At 59.9% G+C, this 20743-nt stretch carries 21 protein-coding genes; 5 read left to right on the top strand and 16 right to left on the bottom strand.

Going from position 1 to position 20743, the window contains the following annotated elements; genetic code table 11:
- Positions 1–649: 649 nt before the first annotated feature.
- Positions 650–1132, bottom strand: coding sequence for a hypothetical protein (locus XI02_RS10410; protein WP_155258733.1), 483 nt, complete (start codon positions 1130–1132; stop codon positions 650–652).
- Between the two features lie 895 nt (positions 1133–2027).
- Here XI02_RS10410 and XI02_RS10405 point away from each other — a divergent pair.
- The 4 genes from XI02_RS10405 to XI02_RS10390 are packed head-to-tail and all read left to right on the top strand — an operon-like array spanning position 2028 to position 5307.
- Positions 2028–2417 (top strand): hypothetical protein, encoded by a 390-nt coding sequence (locus tag XI02_RS10405; RefSeq protein ID WP_125459152.1) that lies wholly within the window; start codon positions 2028–2030, stop codon positions 2415–2417.
- Between the two features lie 41 nt (positions 2418–2458).
- Positions 2459–3148, top strand: coding sequence for a response regulator transcription factor (locus XI02_RS10400; RefSeq protein ID WP_026192327.1), 690 nt, complete (start codon positions 2459–2461; stop codon positions 3146–3148).
- Positions 3149–3176: 28 nt separating this feature from the next.
- On the top strand, positions 3177–4631 hold the full coding sequence (locus XI02_RS10395; RefSeq protein WP_016844746.1) for a type II and III secretion system protein family protein: 1455 nt from the start codon (positions 3177–3179) through the stop codon (positions 4629–4631).
- 10 nt (positions 4632–4641) lie between these two features.
- On the top strand, positions 4642–5307 hold the full coding sequence (locus XI02_RS10390) for a CpaD family pilus assembly lipoprotein (protein WP_016844747.1): 666 nt from the start codon (positions 4642–4644) through the stop codon (positions 5305–5307).
- Positions 5308–5435: 128 nt separating this feature from the next.
- Here XI02_RS10390 and XI02_RS10385 read toward each other — a convergent pair whose 3' ends face one another.
- The 11 genes from XI02_RS10385 to XI02_RS10335 all read right to left on the bottom strand — a co-directional run bounded on the left by XI02_RS10385 (position 5436) and on the right by XI02_RS10335 (position 13875).
- Positions 5436–6473, bottom strand: coding sequence for an EscU/YscU/HrcU family type III secretion system export apparatus switch protein (locus tag XI02_RS10385; RefSeq protein ID WP_194483393.1), 1038 nt, complete (start codon positions 6471–6473; stop codon positions 5436–5438).
- Positions 6470–7291 (bottom strand): type III secretion system export apparatus subunit SctT, encoded by an 822-nt coding sequence (sctT, locus tag XI02_RS10380; RefSeq protein ID WP_016844748.1) that lies wholly within the window; start codon positions 7289–7291, stop codon positions 6470–6472. The genes XI02_RS10385 and sctT overlap by 4 nt, the downstream gene beginning before the upstream one ends.
- A gap of 10 nt (positions 7292–7301) precedes the next feature.
- Complete coding sequence (locus XI02_RS10375; protein ID WP_016844749.1) at positions 7302–7577, bottom strand: EscS/YscS/HrcS family type III secretion system export apparatus protein; 276 nt, start codon at positions 7575–7577, stop codon at positions 7302–7304.
- Between the two features lie 2 nt (positions 7578–7579).
- Complete coding sequence (sctR, locus tag XI02_RS10370) at positions 7580–8245, bottom strand: type III secretion system export apparatus subunit SctR (RefSeq protein WP_016844750.1); 666 nt, start codon at positions 8243–8245, stop codon at positions 7580–7582.
- Complete coding sequence (gene sctQ, locus XI02_RS10365; RefSeq protein WP_016844751.1) at positions 8238–9239, bottom strand: type III secretion system cytoplasmic ring protein SctQ; 1002 nt, start codon at positions 9237–9239, stop codon at positions 8238–8240. Before sctQ ends, sctR begins: the two co-directional genes overlap by 8 nt.
- A 113-nt stretch (positions 9240–9352) precedes the next feature.
- Entirely contained in the window at positions 9353–9889 is a 537-nt protein-coding gene (locus XI02_RS10360) for a YscO family type III secretion system apparatus protein (RefSeq protein WP_018269951.1), read from the bottom strand.
- Positions 9865–11220: a type III secretion system ATPase SctN gene (gene sctN / locus XI02_RS10355; protein ID WP_026192326.1), complete on the bottom strand. Its 1356-nt coding sequence runs from the start codon at positions 11218–11220 to the stop codon at positions 9865–9867. Before sctN ends, XI02_RS10360 begins: the two co-directional genes overlap by 25 nt.
- Complete coding sequence (gene sctL / locus XI02_RS10350; protein WP_016844754.1) at positions 11217–11840, bottom strand: type III secretion system stator protein SctL; 624 nt, start codon at positions 11838–11840, stop codon at positions 11217–11219. The genes sctN and sctL overlap by 4 nt, the downstream gene beginning before the upstream one ends.
- Positions 11837–12457, bottom strand: a complete 621-nt coding sequence (locus XI02_RS10345; RefSeq protein WP_276325804.1) for a nodulation protein NolU — start codon at positions 12455–12457, stop codon at positions 11837–11839. The genes sctL and XI02_RS10345 overlap by 4 nt, the downstream gene beginning before the upstream one ends.
- A 23-nt stretch (positions 12458–12480) precedes the next feature.
- Positions 12481–13356, bottom strand: a complete 876-nt coding sequence (gene sctJ, locus XI02_RS10340) for a type III secretion system inner membrane ring lipoprotein SctJ (RefSeq protein WP_016844756.1) — start codon at positions 13354–13356, stop codon at positions 12481–12483.
- On the bottom strand, positions 13357–13875 hold the full coding sequence (locus XI02_RS10335; RefSeq protein ID WP_233475196.1) for a nodulation protein NolB: 519 nt from the start codon (positions 13873–13875) through the stop codon (positions 13357–13359).
- Positions 13876–14046: 171 nt separating this feature from the next.
- On the opposite strand from XI02_RS10335, the gene XI02_RS10330 reads away from it, so the two are divergent.
- Positions 14047–14742 (top strand): hypothetical protein, encoded by a 696-nt coding sequence (locus XI02_RS10330; RefSeq protein WP_026192322.1) that lies wholly within the window; start codon positions 14047–14049, stop codon positions 14740–14742.
- A 613-nt stretch (positions 14743–15355) separates the two neighbouring features.
- Here XI02_RS10330 and XI02_RS10325 read toward each other — a convergent pair.
- The 4 genes from XI02_RS10325 to XI02_RS10310 form a co-directional block, all read right to left on the bottom strand.
- Complete coding sequence (locus XI02_RS10325) at positions 15356–16111, bottom strand: hypothetical protein (RefSeq protein WP_233475198.1); 756 nt, start codon at positions 16109–16111, stop codon at positions 15356–15358.
- A 1300-nt stretch (positions 16112–17411) separates the two neighbouring features.
- Positions 17412–17582 carry a hypothetical protein gene (locus tag XI02_RS10320; protein WP_155258801.1) on the bottom strand — a complete coding sequence of 57 codons (171 nt, stop codon included), beginning with the start codon at positions 17580–17582 and terminating at the stop codon, positions 17412–17414.
- 96 nt (positions 17583–17678) lie between these two features.
- A complete protein-coding gene (locus tag XI02_RS10315) occupies positions 17679–18752 on the bottom strand; it encodes a ribonucleotide-diphosphate reductase subunit beta (RefSeq protein ID WP_162136766.1) in 1074 nt (357 codons plus the stop codon).
- Positions 18743–20572, bottom strand: a complete 1830-nt coding sequence (locus tag XI02_RS10310) for a ribonucleoside-diphosphate reductase subunit alpha (RefSeq protein ID WP_225161267.1) — start codon at positions 20570–20572, stop codon at positions 18743–18745. The genes XI02_RS10315 and XI02_RS10310 overlap by 10 nt, the downstream gene beginning before the upstream one ends.
- Positions 20573–20743 lie beyond the last annotated feature (171 nt).

Genomic DNA, 20743 nt, shown 5'->3' with positions numbered 1-20743 from the left:
AACCGGTCGCGCCAATCCAACGGAGGCCGATATGACCGAGCGGCCCCAAATGCGCCTAAGCGGGCGATTTCCGAAAGAAGACTTCGACCAACCGCATCTGCCAGCTTGTCCACGTTGAGACCTGGTAGGACTCTCTGCCCGCGGGGATGGCCGACAATGGGTGGCTGGGCGAACAAGCTCAGTCAAGACACCCGATCTCGCCCTCGTCGAAAACAGGAACGCCAGATGGCACAAAGCAGTGTCGACTTCAAATATATCGCTTTGCGTGGCTTCTGTCTGGCTGACCGCTCACCTCACTGAACTGAATTCATCCGGCACCCCTCAAACGGATACTGGCTTCCTTCCTGGTCCGTCAGCTTCTCGAAAGCTGCACCTGCAAAACTCCATGCCAACGGCCGGCACTCGAGGGGAGATGGAAGAAGAATGAATGTTGATCCACGGAATCCCGCAGATACTCCCTTTGAGGCTCACGGCGTCCTGAAGCAGCCTCACCGCGTGGACCGGCAGCCAGACGAGCTGAGCGCACACACCGACGCGCCGGCACACAGGTCCTAGCATCAAGCAAGCTTTGAGCAGCAGCTAGATGACTTGAGGTCCGACGCGTGGTGCCCATTTCGACCTGCCCTTCCAAATTGATCTTTGACGTCACTCATTCGGGCGGGCTTCGGCTATTGCCTGACATCGATCCGGTCGCCGCGTTCGTGCCCGAGACCGAACCCGTGTCGTGAGCCGGAGAACGCCTTCGGCGAAATACGGGACGCGCGTTTTGAAGACCGTCAAGCGCAGTAAACGCCGCATCAAACACGGCAAGCCGCGCAGCCGCTCTACGCCTATCCGCCTTTTGAATGCGTTCCATCAAAACAATTGATTTTGCCGATCCTGCATGAAGCCCCCATAGTCGGTTGCGATCTTTGGAGGCAGCATTCAGGAATGTGGTGTGACAATCGATTCTCTGTCCAATCCCTTGCCGGTCAATTCCACTTCGGCAATCGCGCGTCTGCATCCAGAAGATCACGCGCCAGATCAACGCTTCTTGCGGCCAGCCAAAGTCAGCCTGCCAATCGCCACGTGTGAGGCGATCCGGCAATCGCACGCTTACGCGCGCAACGGCTTCGCCCTTAACGCGCAGCAAGTATGGCTGCCTCATGCCATCGTTGCAGGTCAGACTGCGCGTCATAGAATTTGGAGAGACGAGATGCTCACGACGTTGGAGAAAGTAAGACCGACAGAGATCCTCAAAGCTGTGACCGTGTCCAGACTGCCTCGCTGTCGCCTCAAGACGCGCACAAGTTTGAGGGTACGTTGTAACCAATTGTTAAAGACACTTGAATCTCACCCAACGTCAGATTGTAGGATTTCCGACAACCTCGCGACACACAACCGCGCTCGCGCGAACACTTCCCGACAGGTAGCAAGAATTGCGAACGTCTCTCAAACTCAACGCCACACCACTTCGCTCGGTCACACGGATCGATCACTCCTGTCGACGGCGTGTTCTCAACACCGCTTACGTGCAGCGCGAAGGAATCAGTGCGACCCCTGTTGCAGCCGGATCAGGATCTAGCATTCGGGCCGAAAGCAGGCTCTGTTTACCTCGCACTGTCCGTGCACCACGCAACCAAAAACTCGAGCTTCGATCATTCCGCCGCCGCTCATCCAAGATGAGATGCAGCTGGCGCAATGACCTCGATCAGAGGCGTCCTAACCCCGACAAGCAGCGCCCCTATCTGCCCCTCATTCACGACTTGTCGATGGGGCGCAGCATTGGACGCGGCAAAACATCGGGATCGTTGGCGCCCTGCATGTCTATCACCGGCTAGGGAGCGGTTTTCTCAGTAGTCGGAAGGCACATCGATCTGTTCGTCGTACATCGCTGCGCCGGAGGCATCGTCCAGATGCGTGGCCTGAAATTGTCATTCACGCGGAACACCTTGCCTCATCGGGACTTGGCGACGCCACAGGCTCGACAGCATAGCAAGATTGACCGCGGGGCCGGGGCAAGGTGGAAGTGGTGGGGAGTTCCAACAATGTCGGTTTCGCCAGGCTGTTCAGCCACAAATCCATCGGCTCGCTCCTGGGTATTGGCTTCGATTGCGCGCTCTAACGCCATCACGATCGAAGACGGCTACTCAGTGCGTGCAGACATCTCTGCGATCAATGCTCAGATCCGCCAATCTGCTGCAACCGCTTGCGGCCTCGTGAATGATTTTGCATCTCTTCCCGGCATAAAGGGCCCGCTCGGCATCGCCGGCGACGTATGCAGTCACCGTCGGGTCATCGCATTTTTCAATCTCATGATAAGTATGTCACCGGGATTGATCGCCCGCCACCACGCTCCGCTTCGTCGCTGCCGCACTTTGGCGCTCACGCCAAGGCGGACGTCTGTCAGTTTCGTCGAACCTCTTGGTCAACCGTGACGCGCTTAAGGTCTTGGCGTGTATGGACGAGAGGCGATGAAATGCGAATTCTCCTGGTTGATCATCATGCGGACTTTGCCCGTGCTGTGAAGGAAGCGCTCCCCTATTGCGGGTTCGCAGTTGACGTGACACGCACGCTGGATGAGGCGGCGGCCGCGCTGGATTGCGCCAACTATCACATTCTTTTGCTCGAATTGGTTCTGCCCGATGGAGACGGCTTGGATTGGCTGAAGCAGCTGCGGCGCGAGGGACGCTCGATGCCGGCCATTATGATGAGCAGTCTCAACGATCTCGGCCGGCGGATTGCGATCTTCAATGCGGGCGCGGACGATTTCCTCCCCAAACCCGTATCGACCGAGGAACTCATCGCACGCATGCGGGCCATTCTGCGGCGGTCGACGCAAATGACGGCGCCGCTCGTGACATTCGGCAATCTGCACTTCGACCCCATTGCGAGGCAAGTCGCGGTCGGTGGTCGGATACTGAAGATTGCCCGCCGCGAAGTGTGCATTCTTGAACATTTGCTCAACCGTGCCGGCCGCACCGTGCCGCGCGCATCACTGGAGGACAGCCTGTACGCGTTCGACGATGAGGTCTCGACCAATGCGCTGGAAGTCGGGATCTATCGCCTGCGCACGCATTTGAGCCAGTCGGGTGCGACGCTCAGGATCAAGACCGCGCGCGGCGTCGGTTACACCCTTGAACTCATTGAGGCAGCCTCGGCTGCCTGATTAAATCGAACTCGAAAGCAACAATCCCTTGAAGGTCATTTACAATGCTGCCGGCACCGATGAGCCGTCGATGGTCGCCAGCGCGTCGCGCTCTGCCGGTTTATCTCGCCTCTGCTACGTCCTGTGCGGATTTGCTATGCTGTTTTCATCTGCTGCGGCAGCCGAGATCAAGCGGGATGGCAAAGGAGAACCGCCACGCGCGGCGCCGGGCGGCACCTCCGGCACGCTGAACCTGACTTCTTCACAGGGCAAGACAGTTCATCTGACCGCTGCGGCGACCAGCATCTTTGTTGCTGACCCGACGATTGCGGATTATCAGGCACCGTCGAACACGACGATCTTCGTGTTTGGCAAGAAATCCGGACGGACCAGCCTCTTTGCCCTGAACGAAAACGGCGAGGCTCTCGCCGAGCTGCGCGTGGTCGTTACACAGCCGATCGAGGACCTGCGAGCAACGCTTCGAGCCGAGGTTGGCGACTATCCGATCCACGTGAGCTATACCCCACGCGGCGCTATCCTAAGCGGTACGGCGCCCAATGCCGAAGTCGTCGAGACCGCCAAGAAAGTTACCGAGCAGTTTCTTGGGGCCGGGTCACTGGTCGTCAACAAGATCCAGGTCGCCGGGTCGTTGCAGGTGAATCTCAGCGTACGGGTCGCAGAAGTCTCCCGCAGCGCCGTCAAGGATCTCAATATCCATTTCACCGCATCCAGCCCGAACGGCGCTTTTCTGATCAGCGGCAAAGATGGCGGGTCTGGCGCCGCCGGCGGCGGCGGCACGATCGGTATCGGGTTCAGCGCCGGCAATACCAATCTCAGCGCTGTTCTCGACGCGCTCGCCAGCGAACACCTCGCCTCGATCCTGGCTGAGCCGAATCTGACGGCGATGTCCGGCGAGTCCGCAAGCTTCCTGGCCGGCGGCGAATTCCCCATTCCTGTGATGCAGGATAATCGCCAGGTTTCGGTTCAATTCCGCCAGTTCGGCGTGAGCCTCGAATTCGTTCCGACGGTTCTCAACAATAATCAGATCAATGTCCGTGTGAAGCCCGAAGTCAGCGAACTGTCGAGCGAAGGCCAAGTCAAGATCAATGGCATGGAAGTCCCTGCCCTCTCGACGCGGCGGGCCAGCACCGTGGTCGAGCTCGCCAGCGGTCAGAGCTTTGCAATCGGCGGACTGATTAGGCGCAACTTCAACAACGACATCGGTGAATTTCCCTGGCTCGGCGACGTGCCGATCCTCGGCGCGCTGTTTCGCTCCTCATCGTTTCAAAAGCGAGAAACCGAACTTGTCATTATCGTCACGCCTTACATCGTGCGGCCCGGATCGAACCCGAGCCGGATGAGTGCGCCGAGCGATCGCATCGCACCGCCGTCGGACGCGGGCCGCATTTTGACGAATACGCTGGCGCGACCGCCAAAAGACCGCGATGCGCCCCGCACCAGCGCACCAGGATTGACCGGCAGCGCCGGCTTTATCATCGAATGAGGATCGTCAAATGACTCTGCGACATCTGTGCCATTTGATCGTTATGGCGGCAACGTTGGGTGGATGCGCAAATAGTGCTTCGGTCCGTTCCGAGCCGGCTGAGCAGGCGATCCAGGTGGAACAGAAGAGCAGCGTCTTGTTCTTGCAGAGCCTTCGTGGCTCTGAAAGGCATCGGCTGCGGAATTTCATTGCGCATGCCAGTGGCGGTCGCCGGGATGCACTCCATATTGATGTCACCGGCTCACCCCGGCTCATTGCACAAGTGGCCCACGAGGCCCGTGCCATGGGCATCGCCCCCTATAACATCCGCCTGGCCGCCTCCCCGATCGATCTGCCCGCCCGCTTCGGGGTGCGGATCGAGGCCATCACCTTTGAGGCCCATCCTCCCGTTTGTCCATCTCTTTCCATCGTCGGACCTGCGGTAAACGACAATTCATTCGATCCGACCCTTGGCTGCTCGACCAGAAACAATCTGGCAGTCATGGTCAACGATCCGATCGACTTGCTGGACAATCGATCTGTCATGACAAGTAGTGGCGATCGCGCCGCTAGTCCTCTTGCCAGCTACGGCACCTTTGCCCCGCCCAACAAGAGCAAAGAGGAAGATGGAGGGAGCAACAGGGCAACACCGGAAGCCCCCGCGGCGACGACGAGGGACGTACAGCCCCCTCGATGAGGGGCTGGCGCCACCGTCAAGATGATCCAGGGTTTTTTCGTTCCGATTGAATTAGAACGGGTCTCTATAGATTTTCGCTCTGGCGCGTTTCTTCACGCGAACCGGGACCCGCTTCGCCCGGAAGCACTCTAGACCAGGCCGCCAGCGTAAAGCGCTTTTGCGACCGCCTCGAAATATTGCGAAGGAACCGGGTTGCCGAGCTTTGCTGTGCCGAGCAGCTGTCGCGCCAGGACGTCGTCATCCACAACCTTGAGGCCCAGCGCGCGCGCCTCGCCAAGCAGTTTGGAAGCAGTTTCGCTCTCGCCACGGCAGACCAGGATCGGCACGCCGGTTTCGCCGCGAACATAGCGCAGCCCAACCAGGGTTGTGGATCCCGTTAGGATCAGGTTGGCGCGATGAACGCCAAGGGGAGCCTCGTTCGCGGACTCCTGGCGCAGACGCCGATGTTCGCGTTTCACTTGCGGATTGCCTTGCTGTTCCTTGTTCTCGCGCTTGGCCTCGGTTTCGGTCATGCGCATCTCCTGCAGGAACAACCAGCGCTGGATCAGAAGATCAGTCAATCCGCCGACGAGAAACGCCCCGCCCGCAATCCCGGCCAGCAGCTTGACCTCGGTGAAGACCAATCCGAAACAGCCCATGCCACAGACCGGCAAATACACCAACGCTTTCCAGCTAGCGGTCACGGTGAAGAAAAAGCACGTCCCGAGGAGCACCACCTTAACCAGAGTCTTGCCAAGCTCGATGGCCGATCGTTTCGATGCGATCCGCGTCAAGCCCTTGATGGGATCCAGTTTCTCAAGTTTCGGTTTGAGTGGCTCCAAAGCAATCATGAAGCCGCCATTGGCCAGAACATTAGCCAGAAGGGCAGCTGCCACGGCCGCCGCGAGTAAAGGCCCGACCGTTGCGATCGAAAGTTCCAGTAAGCCGCTGAGCGCCTGCGGAACGGCGCTCGTGAAAGGCTGCTCCTGCAGTTTGTCGATCAGCCGGACCGTTTCATGCCACTTGTCTTCGATCGCTCCCGCTCTCCACCACAGACAGGAAAGACCGGCGCAGGCGCTGACCCCGCTCACCAAATCCGCACTGCGCGCGCTCTGCCCCTTCTTGCGTGTATCGCGCAGCTTCTTGGGTGTCGGAGGAAGCTTTTTCTCCTCGCTCGTGCCGCTCATTTCAAGAGCTTCTTGAAATGCTCGAGTACGTTGTTCGACGTCAGGATTTCAGCTCCCGCATATTCGAGGAGATAGACGGTGTAGCTGACCATGATGACGCCGAAGGCGACATTCTTGATCGTAGGCGAAAGATCGTTCAGCTTTAGCTGGGATGCAAAGCGGCCGAGCATCATGACCGACACGTCGATCAGCAGCAGCAGGGCCAGCACGGGCCCGGCGACCAATAGCGTCGTCAGCATGATATGATCGAGAAGGGCGAGGCATTCCATTGCCCCTTGTGCCGTGACCGCAGGCAGGAACCGATACACGGGCCAGATCAGATAGCTGCCATAAAGGCTGCTCACCATGGTCTGAAGGCCGCCGACCAGAACGAAGATCGTGACCGCAGTGACACCGAGAAAAAGCCCGGTTCCCGACGCCTGGCTGTGCGTTGCAGGATCTTCTGCCGCAACCTGGCTCGAGATTCCTCGCTGGGTATCGATGATGTCGCCGACCGCCTGGATGCTCCATAGGGGAATACTGAGCAGGATGCCGAGCAGAAGGCCGACGAAGACCTCCTTCAAGCCGAGCATGGCGACGCTGACCAGACGCGTGTTCGGGTCGAGCGCCTCCAGGCCGAGCTTGATCTGCGGGAGGCACGGTAGTCCGATCGCAATCGTCAGACTGCCCCGAATCAGGCCGCTGATACGCGGCCGCGTAAAAACGGGAAGCACAAGCATGATGCCTAAGGCGCGGGCCGCGCTTAGGCCGGTTGCCGCGGCAAGTTCGATGCCGCCCTGGACGAGAGCGTGCGCATCGGTGGGTGAAAGGCCAGCCATCCAGGTCCCGCTAGTATCTTGCGGTGAGTGCAGGAAACTCGCTGAAAATGCGCTCGGCCTGTTCGATGAGCGGAGCACTGAGCACAGGAGAGAAGCCGGCGAGCACGGCGACGACGACCAGAAGCTTCACCGTCAGGGGCAAGGTTTGATCCTGGAGCTGGGTTGCCGCCTGGATGAGGCCAATGATCAATCCCGAAATCAGGGCTGCGAGGAGCGGCGGCAGAACCCAGATCATGAAAAGCACGAGCGATTGGCTCAGGTGCATGAGGATGCTGGCTTCGTTCATTGTCAACCTCCGGGCGTCGTGTAGCTTAGCACCAGCCCGTGCATGAGACGTGACCAGCCGTCGATGGTGACGAATAGAAAGAGCTTGAATGGAACAGATATTACTGTCGGTGATACCATCGACATCCCCATGGCCATTAAAATCGTCGTGACGATCAGATCGATGGTGATAAAGGGAAGATAGAGAAGAAAGCCGATTTCGAAGCCGCGCTTGAGCTCCGAGATCAGGAACGACGGCACAAGAATCACAAAATCATCAGCCGTGGCACTGCCGCGCATCTCCTCCGACCAGACATGTTCGGCCGACGATAGGAAGAACCGGCGCTGCTCTTCATTGGTGAACTTCTTCAGATGGGCGCGCAGCGGCTCCTGCCCCTCCTTGGCGGCCGTCACCCAGTCATCGAACGTTTGGTAGCGGAGTTGCGGATCCGTCAGGCGGTTGTAGGTCTGCTCAAACACCGGCGCGCTGATGAAGACCGTTAGGATCAGTGCCGCCCCATACAGGACAATGTTGGGCGGTATCGATTGGGTTCCGAGCGCGTTGCGCACCAGGAAAAGCACAACGGAGACCTTTATGAAAGCGGTCGTTGTAACGACTGCGAAGGCGAGCAGGCCGAGGCCGACCGTGATCGCAAGAAGCGCCAGGATGCTGGGTTGAATCTCAGTCATTGACCGTCAGCCTGCCGCGTAACCTGACGGCAAGTTCCTCGCCGATCCGCACGATATCGCCGCGGCCGATACGCTGCCCGTTGGCAAGAATATCGACGGGGCCGTCAAGCGAACGGCCGAGTTCGAACACATGGCCTTCGTTGATGCTCCGCAAGGTTCCAATCGACATCGGCCAGCGGCCACATTCGAATACGAGCGTGATCTCGAGACTGTCGATATCGGCCTCGGAGGGGAGCTGTTGTGCTTGGGGTTGTGTCGTCATGTGTCCACTTTTCAGGGGGTGGGATTGCGAGCGGAATGGCCCCCGCAGAACCAGCCTTTCGCCGGCGATCTTGGCAGGAGCCCACAATGCGCTCGCAGTGAGGATGACCTGGCCTCGAGCAAGCGGAATAGCGTCCGGCAGCAGCGCATCGCCTCGCTGTGCCTGACGAACAAGGCCGATCGTGATGCGGAGCGAACCAACCTGGCCTGCGACAATGACAGGCAGTTCAGAATGAAGCTTGGGCGTCTGTCGCGGCAATCGGCCAAGCAGTTCGCCCAGGACGCTGAACGCTGGCGGAACCAGAGCGTCAAGAGACGAGAATAAAAGCAGGCGAACCTTACTCGCGAGCTGACCATAGGCGACGTCGAATTCCAGGTATGGACCTGATTTCGCCGCTTCATCGGTGCGCAGAAGCTGCAAATTCCGCTGCATCAGTCGCTCCAGTGGAGCGAGCAACGGCTCTAGCGCCAGTTCAAGGACCAGCGAACGCGTCGGCTCGGAAGGTAAGCTCAGGCCGTTCTGTACGGTTGCAACCAGCGCTTCAGCAAGCGGGACGGGCAAGGACAGGACGAGCATTTCGCCGCCTGCGTCAAAGACACAATCAAGCATCGATGTCTCAGTCGGCTCGACCTGCCAGACAAGCCGATTTATACGCAGCGATAGCGGCTTGTCGCCGAGACGGCTTTGCAGAGGTCCGCGGAAAACCGCGATCTCATTGAGCCACGAGACCACAGCATGCGAGAGGATCGGCTGCGCTCTGAATGGCACCGATCCGTCCGGCCTCTGGGTCGCAGGCGACGCCTGCTCCTCACGGCATGCTGGCGTTAAGGTAGAAGTATCGACCATCAGCTCGGCTCGTCTCCCCTTTGGGCGGACGCGCCTCTGCGGTAGCGAAGCAACACCTCATCATCGGCTTCGATTTCCGTCGCGGCTTCAACATGAGCATTGGTGCTTCGCTCAACGTCACGCTCGATCTCTTGCCATTTGTGGGACGCCGCCGAACGTTTGGCCCAAAGCGTCCGCGCCTCACGGACTGCAGTCTCGGCCTGATCTTGAGCGGAGCGCGCCTCGTCAAGAACCCGCTGGGCTGCCGCGATGTCCTCTGCGAGTCGGCCGATGATAAGATGGTGGCGGCGCTCGAGTTCGCTGACGGATATCGCGTTCTCCGATAACATCTGCCGATAGAGTTCGGCTTCGACCCTTGCGCGGTGTCTTTCGGCATTTGCAAGCCGCTCGCAAGCCTGTGCGACAGCTTCATCTGCGACGCGGCGCTTGGCTTCCATGTTGGACAGCTCACGAAGGGCACTCCGCTCCCTCATGTCCTTCACCAGCCGCAATTTCGACGCATGAACACAGTTCATGCGGTCAGACGCGACATCCATGCCACCGTCTCCCCAAAATTGCATGCTTCGTCCTGGCCCTGACGCAGGAACGTGCGCAACTCCTCGATCGAGGCGATCGCCCGGTCGGTCAGCGGATCGGAGCCTTGCTTGTATTCGCCGACCTTGATCAAGAACTCGGCCTCGGCGTAGCGCGAAAGCAGATCACGGAACAAGGAAGCGGCCTTGCGATGCTGAACAGACACGATGGCATCCATGACGCGGCTTCGGCTCGACAGCACATCGATTGCCGGAAAATGCTCTCGCGAGGCTAACGCGCGCGAGAGAATGATGTGCCCGTCAAGAATGCCGCGAGATTCTTCGGCGATTGGGTCGCCCGTGCCGTCACCTTCGACAAGCACGGTATAGAAGGCCGTGATGGAGCCATGCTCGCCCATGCCGGCGCGCTCCAACAGGCCCGGCAGCAGTGCAAAGACGGACGGCGGAAATCCGCGCCGGGTCGGAGGCTCTCCTGCGGCAAGGCCGATTTCGCGCATCGCGCGGCTAAAGCGCGTTAAGGAATCCATCATAAGAACGACGCGCAGCCCCTGATCACGAAAATATTCGGCCAGCGCCGTCGCCATATGGGCGCACTGAGCCCGCTCCATGGCCGAACGGTCGGAGGTCTCAACAACGACGACCGAGCGGCGGAGCGCTTCGCCAAGATGGCGCTCGATGAATTCACGCACCTCTCGGCCGCGTTCGCCGATCAACGCGACAATCGTGACGTCGGCGGCTGCACCCTTGACGATCTGCGACATCAGTGTCGACTTGCCACAACCGGCGTCTCCATAGATTCCGATCCGCTGGCCTTCTCCACATGTCAGGAGCCCATCCAGGACACGAACGCCGAGCGGAAAAGACTGTTCGATACCGCGTCGTTTCATGGGGTTAGGCGCCTTACCACGCAGCGGGCGCACTTCGCCAGCCTTTATGGGGCCCTTACCATCGAGCGGACGACCGAAACTGTCGATCACGCGGCCGAGCAAATCGGGGCCGACCGACACTACCTGCATTCGCCCGGTCGTGACGACTTCCGCACGGTTGGACAAGCCGACCATGTCACCGATCGGCGTGAGTAACACCCCGTCCGGCAACAAACCGATCACTTCGGCCTCGAGCGACCATCCGCTGCGGGGATCCTGCAAGAGGCATAGTTCCCCAACCCGGGCCTCCGGCAGGACGGCATGGAGCAGTGTACCGATCGCCCGCGTGATCCGACCGCGGACGGCACGCGTGTCGATATGCTTAGCGGAAGATCTCAAGGATGACAGTGCGGAGTGGACTGCCCCTTCTTCAGCCGCAGCATTATGGGTCGGTCGTTGCGTGGTCATGGCTCACCTTCGTGCGAAGGCAAGCCAAACCCCAAACGAAGCGCGCGGAGCTGCGCGGCAAGTCCGAGGTCGACATTGCCAAACTCGCTCCACAAAACGCATTGGTCCGCCGCGAGCGCCGGATCCAGCTCGATCCTGACCTTGGGCCGGCCCTCCTGTCCATTGTAAACTGCGAATTCGCTGGCAAGCAGATCGGCCTTTAAGGGCGATACGTGAAGGCAAACTTCCGTGTTCTTGTACTTTTGCTCGATCGCGTGACGAATACTGCGCACCAGCATCTCTCCCGGATCAAAGGCGCCAAGCAAATCGCGCACGATCTCAATGACCAATTCGGGCAACTGCTGCTCCAGAACGGCTTTTCGCTGCGCGAGTTCACACGCAGTCTGCGCAATCAGTCGCGTCATTTCCTCTGCGCCCGCCTTGACGCCCTCGGCATGACCGCGCCACCGTTCCCGCTCATAAGCTTTGCGTCCCCAGCTGCGAACACGCTGCAGGTGCCGTTCGGCAGCGGCCCGCGCGTCCACGGCTTCATGCCAGATCTTGAGCTCGGCTGCCGGGATCAGGGGTCCAAGCGGGCGGAACTGCGGGGTCACAGGCAATGCTGGGACGTCGACTGTCATACCGTGGTGGCCTCCGCCCGCAAATGGGTCATAACCAAGGAGAGCAGCGGGCCCGCGGCACAACGGTGCTCAGCCGCCGGATTGTCCACGGCGGTCCCAACGGGCAGGCGTAGAAGCACGCGGATACGGTCGAGCGCTGGAGCCTTGTCGAGCCAGGCGCCAAGACAGGCATGCCCGTCGTGTTCAATCTGTCGCGACAGGCGTTCGGGATCGGCAATAGGCGTTGTTGCGACCGCACTGGATAAATGCCGGATGGCGAAAGCATGCGCTTCAGCACCGATCATTTCGACCAAAATTGACAGATCGTGCTTTGAAACCAGCTTCAGGACGGAGCGTGCATGCCAGATACTGCCGGCGAACAGGGCAGCCCGCCGCGGATCATGCCCGAGCAAAGGATCCTCGTTCCAGCCCGCTCCGCTTACATCGACTTCGTGGCCGACCAACAGTGCGGCCAGTCTTGGCTGCAGCCTAAAACTCTGCTGTAGTCGGAGCAACGTGGCAGGCGACAGCAGCGGATCAAGACAGGCAGCAAAACGGCTTGGGTGGATCGAGACAACAAGCTCGCGCAATCGATCGGAAGCCAGCGTGAACGAACGATTGGGTTCGGTGGAAGACATTGATACCGACATGAGCGTCCTGGCTATGTCGAATCAGACATGATCTTTTTACCAGCAGCCTGAACGGCGGGCACATTCGAACGCCTGTTGAACATGATCAGGTTGCGCGATGATTGCCCGAACTGACGAAGACGCGCACCGAGCAACACATAAGATGCAATGACGAATATGGCGCCGGCGCCTCCAACCCCAAGCGCAAGCCACGGCGTTGAAGCAGATTTTGCGCTTTGAGCTGAAGCGGCTGTCGGCGACGCTGGCTGCTCAAGCGGAGTTCGCTCAACCGGCACGAAGACCACAGCCACCTTGTCGTAGGACAGCCCTTCGATGCTGTTGGCTACGAGCATCTTGATCTGAGGCAACAGCGCCGAGAGCTTTGCGTTGGAGCCATGTCGGATGAAAACCGACGCTGAGGACGGGGTCGCATCTTGCCGCAACAGATCGTTTTTAGGAAGGACCACATGGACCCGGGCGGAAAGGACGCCATCGATATCGCTAATGGTGCGCGACAATTCCTCGCTGAGGGCATAAACGTAACGGGCCCGCTCCTCGATCGGCGACGCAACGAGGCCCGATCCCTTGAATACCTCGCCAAGATTCTTGAAAGATTGGCGCGGCAGCCCCTCAACATTCAGCAAGTCAATCGAATAGGCGAGCTGCCTTTCCTCGACCTGGATCGTGCTGGTCCCATCTTTGGCGACAACACGAGCTGCATCGACACCCTTGCCAAGGAGAAGCGCAAGCATCTCATTGGCTTCACGCTCCTGAATCTTACTGTAGAGATCAGCTTTGCAGCCGAGCAACGGAACAAGAAGGGGCAGAGCAAGGCAAACGCGAAGCCGTCGCCACGATTGACGGCTGCCGTTGCCCGCACTGCACATCACACCACGCATCAGCTTCATTCAGCCCGCCGAAAGCAGCTTGTTCAGCGACGAACTCACGGCGCTGGTGCTCTTAGAGACAAGGGAAACCTGAACGACGTCCCGGTAGACATCCCGCAGATTCACCACCATCGAATCGAAATCTGCCGCTACCGGTTTAACTGTCTCATGCGCGCCGATGTCGAGCGGCTGCAATAGCGGCTGCGCGGCAGGTCCGGGCTGGATGACGCTCGGCGCAGACGACACACTACCGACCGCCGGAGCACCGACATGACTGTGGTACATGGTAGAAAGCGCTTGAAGGATGCGATCGCCCGGCGGATTCGCTAGCGTGTTCGTGCGCTGCACTTCCGATACCGGCGGAACGACTGCGGCTCTATCTGCGACCGATGAGGTGGCACTCTGGTCGGAGGCCGCTTGCGCAAGAGACTGCTCAAAGTGCGCCTGCTCGCCGGCGGCTGCCGGCGAGCAGGCATTGGCAAGACAGTCGGCTGAATTGGGTGAGATCGGCGTTGCGCCTAACATCATATAAGGAGTCATTGCGCTCGTTGATGAAACCAGGCGTTGTCTGACACTGAACGGATCAAGATCGTAGTACGGTGAGCTGACGAAAACCTGACGAGGATGCGCCGCCTTGCGTCATCTAAAGATCACGTTTGGCGTCCAGGCTGGACCGAAATTCCAAGTTTAATTCTCAGAAGGCCTTCAGGAATGTTTGTCCGATCCACGATGGTATTGAAGAGAATTCTTTACGCCGGAGGTTTCATCTGTCTTGGAATGGTCAGCGCGCTTGGCGCCCCCCTCTCGCTGCCGTCGGCCCCTTATAGCTACACGGTTTTGGACCAGGACCTTTCTGCCGCGCTGCAGGAGTTTGGCAACAATCTCAATATCAGGGTCAATGTCAGCACTGAAGTGAAGGGCCGGATTCGCGGACGAATGCCGGACCTGCCACCGCGCGAATTCCTCGAGCGTTTGACCAACCTTTACAATCTTCAATGGTATTACGACGGCCTCGTTCTTTACATATCCGCGGCCCACGAGGCGCAAAGCCGACTGATGGTGTTGAGCCCGATCAGCTTCGATGCGTTCAAGACCGCGCTCGATGCGCTCAACATCTCCGATGAACGCTATATCGTGAAACCGGCCCCCGGCGATGGCCTCGTCCTGGCTTCGGGCCCGCCACGCTTCATCGCGCTGGTGGACCAGACGTTGAAGGGCCTTGTGGCGGAGGCGCAGGCGCGGCGCAATCCTGCCGCCGCCGAAGGGCCGCCGCGGGATTCGGTTTTGATGTTGTTTCGCGGCTCCTCGAGCGTGGTTATTCGGGACGGACGCCCGGAAGGGCATTATTCGCCCGACGCGCCGCATCAGGACGGCACCGTGCGGGAGGCTGGCACGGGCCAGAAGTGACTAACCGATGCGAAAACACCTTCAGCCGAAGTCGATCCGATCTGTATTGGCTCAAATCCGTCCGATCGTCAGCTTTTCGAACGCTAATGCGCCCAGCATGAGCGTGCGGATGTCTGGACGGCGGCGCCTGCTCCCGACCGCAACGGACGTGGGCAACCAGCCACGCTAGGCGCGAGCGGAAGTTGGTAAGCGCCAGTTTTGACGGGGGCTCGAGGGCTTAAAGGTCGACACGAGCTTCCGAACCAACTGCGTCGGAGCCGCAGGCATGAATACGAGCCGAGAGCCCGACTCACCAGAACCGCCTACGGACGCGATCGGCTTTCAGCAGCGGCTCAGTGGCGCGCATGCCAGGCCGTGTGGACTCTTGGTATTTCGCTGAGCCGCCAATGCCTGACCAATTTTCTGAAAGGACGCGTAACTAATGATTTAGTATATTCATCTTGGCGGGAGGCCAAGATGGCCAAGATAGTCGACAGCCTGCCAGATAGGACGTTGCCAGGTGCTCCTGCCGTTGGCGACGTCGCGAAGGTCTGCTGGCGGCGGACTATGTCCGCGCTCCGCGGGCTGCTATGGAATGCTTACCCAGTGGGCGCTCGCCGTGTAATTGTCCAGATCAGAGGCCCGCGTCCATCGACGGTTTGATACGAACGAACCCCTCTTGTCGAAATTCGGCTGTGTGGGGCATACCCAGCATGGTGAAACTTGTGGTCCGGGAGTTATTGCTAGGCAAGAGGCCGGCCCTCCTTAGTATGTTGATCTGGGCATCCGAGGCCGTATGGGGACAGAAGACCCAGTGGTCGGCTATGAAACGCTCGTCCTCGGGAATGAAATTTGTGAGCTCCGACAGCGCAGCCCCGGCGGACGAGGATGGCCCGGCTTGCGAAGGTCCGGCCTGAGACGGTCCAGCCTGCGATGACCCGGCTTCCACATTCTGCCAAATTAGATCAGGATCAAACTCTGGGAGTTCCGCGATGGCTTGAGCGATCGGCTGCTGCGAGCCTGGCTGTGGAGAGCTTTCTCTGGCGGCCACCAATGGCCCGGGGGAGGGCGCAGCCGGCGCATATAGATCATCCTCCCGATCCAACAGTGATGAATAGGGATGCCCCGACTCCAAATATTGCGAATAGGGATGCCGGGCGTCCAGATATGGCGAGTAGGCTTTGCCCTGCTGCACGGGAGATCCCGCAGCAGGTGGCAGAGCACTATCTTCGACCTCGCGCAGCTGGTGCTCAAAGCCCGCTGGACCCGCGGGCGCTGATGGTGAATCGGGCTGCGGGCTTGTGTTCGTTGGGCTGATTGAGTTGAAATCCATCCTGCTCCTCCTTTGAAAGTTTGGCTCGAGCCATAGTTCGACGAAGGCCATTTGCATTGCGACCTCCAGAGAACTGTTTCGAAGGCTCGTGTGGAGTGCACCCTCCGAGCCGCCGGCAGAGCATCGGGTGTTCGATGTGCATCTCCATTAAGATGGATAGGCGGCATCGCCCTCTAGACATCCGCTCTCTCATGCTAAGAGAGTTAGCTTTCGAGAAGCTGACGAGCGTCAAGAGGATTCGCAATGAGCCAATGGAGAAGGCATTGACCTTCGCCACAAGCTGCTTCGCATTTTCAATTCATCTCTGCTTGGCGCAGACTTGCGCACGATGCTGTCCTGACGCGGCGCGTCCCCTGCAGTATCTCTCCAGCAGGCGGTCGAGGCTCATCCTGGTGTCGATCAGGATCTGATATGCCAGGATGAGGATGCCGGCCCTTCGCTGGACCGTGGCATGCCTAGCCGTCGCATGCCGGGCTATCGCTTGCAGGGCCATTGCAGGCCGGACCCCACGCTCGACCCTTGCAGCCGGACCGTCTCAGCCAGGTCCTTCCGAAGCCGCACCACCAGAACTGTCCGAGTTCCATATGTTGGACGGACGTCTCGCCAAGGATTACTGGGTTTTCATTGGCCAAACAGCCACAGGCGCTCAGATCGATATGCTGGAGTGCAGCGGAGTGAGACCGAGCAAGGACCGCCACAAAGGTTTTCACTCTTCTCGGGGTGCCCACACAGCCGAACGCAGAGCAGAGGGCTTCATTCGTCTCACGCCATCGCTGGACTCGATCCCTTGGCCCGAAGCCGGCTGAAGATCGGCCTGCGGACTCTGGGGAAGATCGGCCTCCCCACTAGCAACCATGGCTCGCGCCTCGGCAGGGCCATGTCTCTGGCGCCGACAGATTGAAATTGCGGACGGCAACGGCAGTCGGTGACGGCCCCCGGCCGGCGAAAAATTGCCAAGCTCCCACTTTAAGGCCCAATCGATCAGTGCAGAGACCTGGTCACGTCAAGATAGATGCACGGCGAGAGACAAACGATCACCAGTGCGCCCTCTTCTCACTTTTGCCTTCTCCGCCCTGCACTTTATATGAACCGACGCCGCGGAGTCGGCCACCTTGACCATCACGCGTGATTGTCACGTACACAGCCGCCGGCCCGCAGCATTCAAGTCAGGTTTTTCCGCGTCCCTTTGGCTAAGGTGCGTAAAACAGTTTCCGTCCGCCCTTCCCAAAAGGACGGCTAGCGTGCAACCAATTCTTCTTAAGCCGCATTGCAGGCGGCCTTAGCGCAAACCGCGTGGACATCGGTTACGTCGCGCGCCTCGTGAAACCGGGATTGAGTTCATTTGCGCATCGGCACATCAACGGGCGCAGTTTTCTTCGATCGGTTGCCCGATACCGCGCTGCCTCTGCTCATCCCAGCCGGAGCGTTTTTGATGAACTCCGATACTGGCGGACACCTTAGGTGTGCTCAACACCTCCACTTTGGCACGTCCATCCCAAAGGCCCGCGACCATGATTTCGAGCGGCATAGATCAAGGTCCGCTGCGGCCCCGCAAGCAGCGGCAGAGCCGACTTTCGCAAACGTCCGAAAATGCGGGGGCGCTCCAAAGCGCCGTTCCGTCTGGCTACGTCCGGCCGAAAGCTGCCCACACCCCGTCTTCGCCGTCCCAGCTGCCGCGGCTCGCCGCCTTGGAGTACTCGGTGGCGCGCTGCTCGAAGAAATTAGCGTGCTCGACGCCATTGAGAATCTCGACGAGCCAAGGCAGCGGATGCGCCTTGAGCTGGGTGAACCCGCCCTCCTTGGCTTCGAAGAAGCCGAAGACCGGGGCAATCCGCAACTGGGTCAGTCGCCAGTCGGCGACATAGCGGACGTAAGTGTGGATCTGCTCAGGCCTCATGCCCTCGATCTTGCCGAGGCCGAAGGCGAGGTCGACGAAATTCTCCTCCAGCTTCACCATGGTTTTGGCGACGTCGACGATATCGTCACGGACGGAGCGCGTCACCGCGCCGGTTTCTCGGTTCCATTCGTGAAACAGCTTGATAATGCCCTCACAATGCAGGCTCTCGTCGCGAACCGACCAGCTTACGATCTGTCCCATGCCGTTCATCTTGTTGTGGCGGGGGAAATTGAGCAGCATCGCGAAGCTCGCGAACAACGCCATGCCTTCGGTGAAGGCGCCGAACATCGCCAAGGTCCTGGCGACATCGGCTACTGTGTCGACGCCGAACTCGTGCATGTAGTCCGCCTTGGCACGCATCTCGGAATAGCCGCGAAATGCCTCGAACTCGGTCTTGGGCATGCCGAGCGTTTTGAGCAGCAGCGCATAGGCGTCGATGTGGACCGTCTCCATATTAGTGAAGGCCGCCATCATCATCTGGACGGTGAGCGGCTGGAAGATCGGGATGTAGCGCTTAAGATAGTTATCGCCGACTTCGATGTCCGATTGGGTGAAGAAACGGAAGATCTGAGTGAGCAGCGCGCGCTCACTGTCGGTAACGCGGTCCGATGCCCAATCCTTGAGGTCGGCACCAAGCGGCACCTCCTCGCCCATCCAATGGGTCTGCTGCTGGCGCTTCCAGAACTCGTAAGCCCAGGCGTAGCGATCGACGTCATAGCTGCCGGTCGAGTCGAGGAGGCCGACGCACCGTTTGCCGATCAGTGTGCGCGGATCGACGGATGAGAGATCGATCACTGACATGCGAGGCACTCCTCATAGTCAGTGTGCCGCTGCGGCTGCGGCGGCGCCGCGTTGTCGCCGTCAGCGATGTTGCCGGCGAACGCCGCGCGCGAGATCGATTTTGAACGGCAGTAGTAGAGGCTCTTCACCCCGCGCTTCCATGCCGTCCAATGCAGCATGTGAAGGTCCCACTTATCGACGTCGGCCGGCAGATAGAGGTTAATCGACTGGCTCTGGCAAATGAACGCGGCGCGGTCGGCGGCAAGCTCGACGATCCAGCGCTGGTCGATTTCGAAGGCGGTGCGAAAGACCGCTTTTTCGTGTTCCGACAGGGTGTCGAGATGGGCGACTGAACCCTCGTGCGCGATGATCGACTGCCAGGTCGCCGAAGTATCTGCGCCCTTGGCGGCCAGCAGCTTGGCGAGATGCGGATTACGCACCGAGATGGCACCGGACAAGGTCTTATGGGTGTAGATGTTGGCCGGGATCGGCTCGACGCAAGCGCTAGTCCCGCCGCAGATGATGCTGATCGAGGCGGTTGGCGCGATCGCGATCTTATGGCTGAAGCGCGCCATCACACCGCGTTCCAGTGCATCCGGGCACGGCCCACGCTCGCGCGCGAGCGTCACGGATGCCGCGTCGGCATCGCGACGGATTTTCCGGAACATGTTCAGATTGAACGACTTGGCCACGACACTTTCCATCGGAATGCCCTTGGCCTGCAGGAACGAATGGAAGCCCATGACGCCGAGGCCGACGGAGCGCTCACGCAAGGCGGCGTAGCGGGCACGCTTCATGCCGTCCGGCGCCACCGTGATGAAGTGGGTCAGCACGTTGTCGAGGAAGCGCATGACGTCCTCGATGAAGCCTGGCTTCTCATTCCACTGATCCCAGGTCTCGAGGTTGAGCGACGACAGGCAGCACACCGCGGTGCGCTCCTCGCCGCGATGATCGATGCCGGTCGGCAGGGTAATTTCGCTGCACAGGTTGGAGGTAGAGACCTTGAGGCCGAGCTCGCGCTGGTGCTTGGGGAGCGACCGGTTCACGGTGTCAATAAACAACAAGTAAGGCTCGCCGGTCTGCAGCCGGTTCTCCAGGATGCGTTGCCACAGTTGGCGGGCGTCGATCTCGCGGATGACATCGTTGGTCCTCGGGCTGCGCAGAGCGAACGCGGTGCCGGCGCCCACGGCACGCATGAACGCGTCGGTAACGTTGATCCCGTGGTGCAGGTTGAGACTCTTGCGGTTGAAGTCGCCGGACGCCTTGCGAATCTCGAGGAACTCCTCGATCTCGGGATGGTGGATATCGAGATAGACCGCCGCAGAGCCGCGCCGCAACGAGCCCTGGCTGATCGCCAATGTCAGGCCGTCCATGACGTGGATGAACGGGATGATACCCGAGGTAACGCCGCCCTTCACCTTCTCGCCGATCGAGCGAACGTTGCCCCAGTAGGTGCCGATGCCGCCGCCGTTAGAGGCAAGCCAGACATTCTCGTTCCAGGTGCCGACGATGCCTTCGAGCGAGTCCGACACCGAGTTAAGGAAGCATGAGATCGGCAGACCGCGCGTGGTGCCGCCGTTGGACAGCACCGGTGTGGCCGGCATGAACCACAGCCGAGACATCGCATCATAGAGACGTTGGGCATGCGCAACATCATCCGCGAAGGCGCAAGACACCCGCGCGAACATGTCCTGGAGCAATTCGCCGGCGAGCAGGTAACGGTCGGTCACCGTCAGCTTGCCGAACGGCGTCAACAGGTCGTCGCGCGTCCGATCGAGCTTGAGATCGGCCCGCCTTGGCGATGGAGCAAGGGGGCGCGGCAGCGGAGCCGGCGATGGCAAGACAAGACCCGACTCAGGCGGGGTAGGCCTTGCCTGCGCTGGGCGCGGCTGCACATGCGGCGGCTCAATGAGATGACCCTGCTGATCGAAATTGTAAGACGGCGACATCGGCAACCCCGCGATGTTGGGCGCGGGCCGGCGCGGACGACTTGCGAGGAATCCGGGCAAATG

It is taken from the genome of Bradyrhizobium sp. CCBAU 21365 (assembly GCF_015291305.1).
Lineage (GTDB): Bacteria > Pseudomonadota > Alphaproteobacteria > Rhizobiales > Xanthobacteraceae > Bradyrhizobium > Bradyrhizobium elkanii.
Note: the sequence above shows the minus strand (reverse complement) of the source record. Positions and strands in the feature narration are given on the sequence as shown.

Coding starts and splice junctions, on each gene's coding strand:
- XI02_RS10345 (WP_276325804.1), bottom strand. CDS start 12,457: ATGTCTTCCACCGAACCCAATCGTTCGTTCACGCTGGCTTCCGATCGA.
- XI02_RS10315 (WP_162136766.1), bottom strand. CDS start 18,752: ATGTCAGTGATCGATCTCTCATCCGTCGATCCGCGCACACTGATCGGC.
- sctN (WP_026192326.1), bottom strand. CDS start 11,220: ATGACCACGCAACGACCGACCCATAATGCTGCGGCTGAAGAAGGGGCA.
- sctT (WP_016844748.1), bottom strand. CDS start 7,291: ATGGCTGGCCTTTCACCCACCGATGCGCACGCTCTCGTCCAGGGCGGC.
- sctL (WP_016844754.1), bottom strand. CDS start 11,840: ATGACAGTCGACGTCCCAGCATTGCCTGTGACCCCGCAGTTCCGCCCG.
- sctR (WP_016844750.1), bottom strand. CDS start 8,245: ATGACTGAGATTCAACCCAGCATCCTGGCGCTTCTTGCGATCACGGTC.
- XI02_RS10325 (WP_233475198.1), bottom strand. CDS start 16,111: ATGCAAATGGCCTTCGTCGAACTATGGCTCGAGCCAAACTTTCAAAGG.
- XI02_RS10320 (WP_155258801.1), bottom strand. CDS start 17,582: ATGCCGCTCGAAATCATGGTCGCGGGCCTTTGGGATGGACGTGCCAAA.
- XI02_RS10360 (WP_018269951.1), bottom strand. CDS start 9,889: ATGGATGTCGCGTCTGACCGCATGAACTGTGTTCATGCGTCGAAATTG.
- XI02_RS10400 (WP_026192327.1), top strand. CDS start 2,459: ATGCGAATTCTCCTGGTTGATCATCATGCGGACTTTGCCCGTGCTGTG.
- XI02_RS10390 (WP_016844747.1), top strand. CDS start 4,642: ATGACTCTGCGACATCTGTGCCATTTGATCGTTATGGCGGCAACGTTG.
- XI02_RS10405 (WP_125459152.1), top strand. CDS start 2,028: ATGTCGGTTTCGCCAGGCTGTTCAGCCACAAATCCATCGGCTCGCTCC.
- XI02_RS10330 (WP_026192322.1), top strand. CDS start 14,047: ATGTTTGTCCGATCCACGATGGTATTGAAGAGAATTCTTTACGCCGGA.
- XI02_RS10375 (WP_016844749.1), bottom strand. CDS start 7,577: ATGAACGAAGCCAGCATCCTCATGCACCTGAGCCAATCGCTCGTGCTT.
- XI02_RS10335 (WP_233475196.1), bottom strand. CDS start 13,875: ATGACTCCTTATATGATGTTAGGCGCAACGCCGATCTCACCCAATTCA.
- XI02_RS10385 (WP_194483393.1), bottom strand. CDS start 6,473: ATGAGCGGCACGAGCGAGGAGAAAAAGCTTCCTCCGACACCCAAGAAG.
- sctJ (WP_016844756.1), bottom strand. CDS start 13,356: ATGAAGCTGATGCGTGGTGTGATGTGCAGTGCGGGCAACGGCAGCCGT.